This window comes from Streptomyces sp. OR43 (genome assembly GCF_008042275.1).
GTDB lineage: Bacteria > Actinomycetota > Actinomycetes > Streptomycetales > Streptomycetaceae > Streptomyces.
Genome location: NZ_RDBK01000043.1, coordinates 3,142,851 through 3,145,266 on the forward strand (window position 1 = coordinate 3,142,851; position 2,416 = coordinate 3,145,266).

2 protein-coding genes and 1 pseudogene are annotated in these 2,416 nt (G+C 69.7%); all 3 read right to left on the reverse strand.

Annotated features, from left to right (window positions below; genetic code table 11):
- Positions 1–1,197 (reverse strand): ATP-binding cassette domain-containing protein (locus EAO72_RS33250; protein WP_261991708.1); only part of this gene is annotated, 1,197 nt, incomplete at its 3' end.
- A gap of 203 nt (positions 1,198–1,400) precedes the next feature.
- On the reverse strand, positions 1,401–2,180 hold the full coding sequence (locus EAO72_RS33255) for an ABC transporter permease subunit (RefSeq protein WP_148020758.1): 780 nt from the start codon (positions 2,178–2,180) through the stop codon (positions 1,401–1,403).
- Between the two features lie 5 nt (positions 2,181–2,185).
- Positions 2,186–2,416, reverse strand: a pseudogene (locus EAO72_RS33260) (ABC transporter ATP-binding protein); the annotation flags it as partial.

Here is a 2,416-nt window from a genome sequence, read left to right on the forward strand (position 1 = left end):
CACCAGCACGATCATGACGCCGAGCGTCCACATCGTGGAGCGAACGGACCGGATCTTGGTCCATTCCGAGGCGACCGCGTCACCCAGGGTGGCCGGGCGCGCAGGCCGGCTACTACACCTCCCCGATCCCGGTGCGCCCGCGTACGGGTTCTGGCCGGGCGGCGGCGGAGCGTACCAGCCCTGCTGAGGCACCTCGGGGGCGCTCTGCGGCGGGGCGTACGCCTGCTGCGGTCCGTATCCGGCGGGCTGCTGCGGCGCCTGCAGATGAGCCACCTGGTCCGCCGTCGAGCGGTAGTCGACGGCGCCCTGCGTCATCCGCATGTACGCCTCCTCCAGCGAGGCCTGGTGCGGCGAGAGCTCCCACAGCCGGACGTCCGCCTCATGGGCCAGATCGCTGATCCGCGGCAGCCGGAGGCCGGTGATCCGCAGGGCGCCGTCCGGCTCCGACATGACCTGGCCGCCCGCCTCGGTGAGCGTGGCGGTGAGCTTCTCGCGCTGCTCGGGCCCGTCGTCCGGGACGCGGACCCGGGCGAAATCGGCCGAGTTGGCCGAGATGAAGTCCGTGATGCTCATGTCGGCCATGAGCTGACCGCGGCCGATCACGATCAGATGGTCGGCGGTGAGAGCCATCTCGCTCATCAGATGGCTGGAGACGAAGACCGTGCGGCCCTCGGACGCCAGCATCTTCATCAGGTTACGGACCCAGAGGATGCCCTCCGGGTCGAGACCGTTGACCGGCTCGTCGAAGAGGAGCACCTGCGGGTCGCCCAGCAGCGCGGCCGCGATGCCCAGACGCTGCCCCATGCCCAGCGAGAAGCCCTTGGACCGCTTCGACGCCACCTGCTGGAGGCCGACGACTCCCAGCACCTCGTCGACCCGGGCGGCCGGGATACCGGCGAGCTGGGCGAGCGAGAGCAGGTGACTGCGGGCGCTGCGCCCGCCGTGCACGGCCTTGGCGTCGAGCAGGGCGCCCACCTGACGCGGGGCGTTCGGCAGATCGCGGAACTCGTGGCCGCCGATGGTCGCCCGGCCCTCGGTCGGCCGGTCCAGGCCGAGAATCATCCGCATCGTGGTCGACTTCCCCGACCCGTTGGGGCCGAGGAACCCGGTGACGGCGCCGGGCCGCACCTGGAAGGAAAGGTTGTACACGGCCGTCTTCGCGCCATAGCGCTTGGTCAGGCCGACTGCCTCGATCATGCTCCAGCCCATCGACTTATCTGTCGTCGGGGCACAGGCCGTCGGCCGTACGCCCCCCGTATGAGTGAGGAGGATATCCAGGCGCTGACGGTTCCGGCCAAGTCGATACCGGGGCGAGTCGCTTCCGGGTGCCGTGGACCGGGGCCCACGGCACCCGGTCAGGCGTCGCGCTTCTCATGGTCAGGCATCGCGCTTCCCCGAGGTCAGGCGTCGCGCTTCTTGAGTACGAGGAAGCCGCCGATCACCGAGGCCGCCACCCACGCCACCATGATCAGCAGCCCGGCCCACGGCCCGTACGGTGCCGGATCGCTGTTCATCGCGTCGGGCACCACCTGCATGATCTTCGAACCGGCCTGGTCGGGGAAGTACTGGGCGACGCTCTTGGCGCCCGGCACGGCCGACAGGATCTGCGAGACCAGGAAGAAGAACGGCATCAGGATGCCGAGCGACAGCATGGAGCTGCGCAGCATCGCCGCCACCCCCATGGAGAAGATCGCGATCAGCCCCATGTAGAGGCCCGCGCCGAAGACCGCCCGCAGCACGTTGTCCTCGCCGATGCCGATGCTGTGGTCACCGAGCAGGGCCTGGCCGAGGAAGAACGAGACGAAGCTGGTCACCATCCCGACCACCAGGGCCAGCACGCCGGCGACCAGCATCTTGCTGAAGAGGAAGGTGGCGCGCTGCGGCACCGCCGCGAGCGAGGTGCGGATCATGCCGGAGCTGTACTCCGTACCGACCACCAGGACACCGAAGACGACCATCGCCAGCTGGCCGAGGATCATCCCGGAGAAGCTGATGAACGTGGGGTCGAACGTGGCCCGCTCCGCGTCGGAGAGGTCGTCGAACTGGGAGTTCATCACCGCGCAGAGCGCGGCGCTCATCGCGACGGTGACGGCGAACGCGGAGATCAGCGTCCACGTCGTCGAGGAAACCGTACGGATCTTGGTCCACTCGGAGGTCAGGACCGCGGGTACCGATGCCATCGCCGTCACACCCCCGTTCCGGTGCCGGAACCGCCGGAAGCCCCCGGGGCGGAGCCGGGCGGCTGGTTCCACTGATCGCCCCAGTGCGGCCCCACCGGCGGCACGGCGCCGCGCTCCGAGTGCGCGTGGTACTCCACCGAGTCCGCCGTCATCTGCATGAACGCCTCCTCCAGAGAGGCCCGCTGGGAGCTCAGCTCGTGCAGCACGATCGTGTGCCGGGCGGCGAGCTCGCCCAG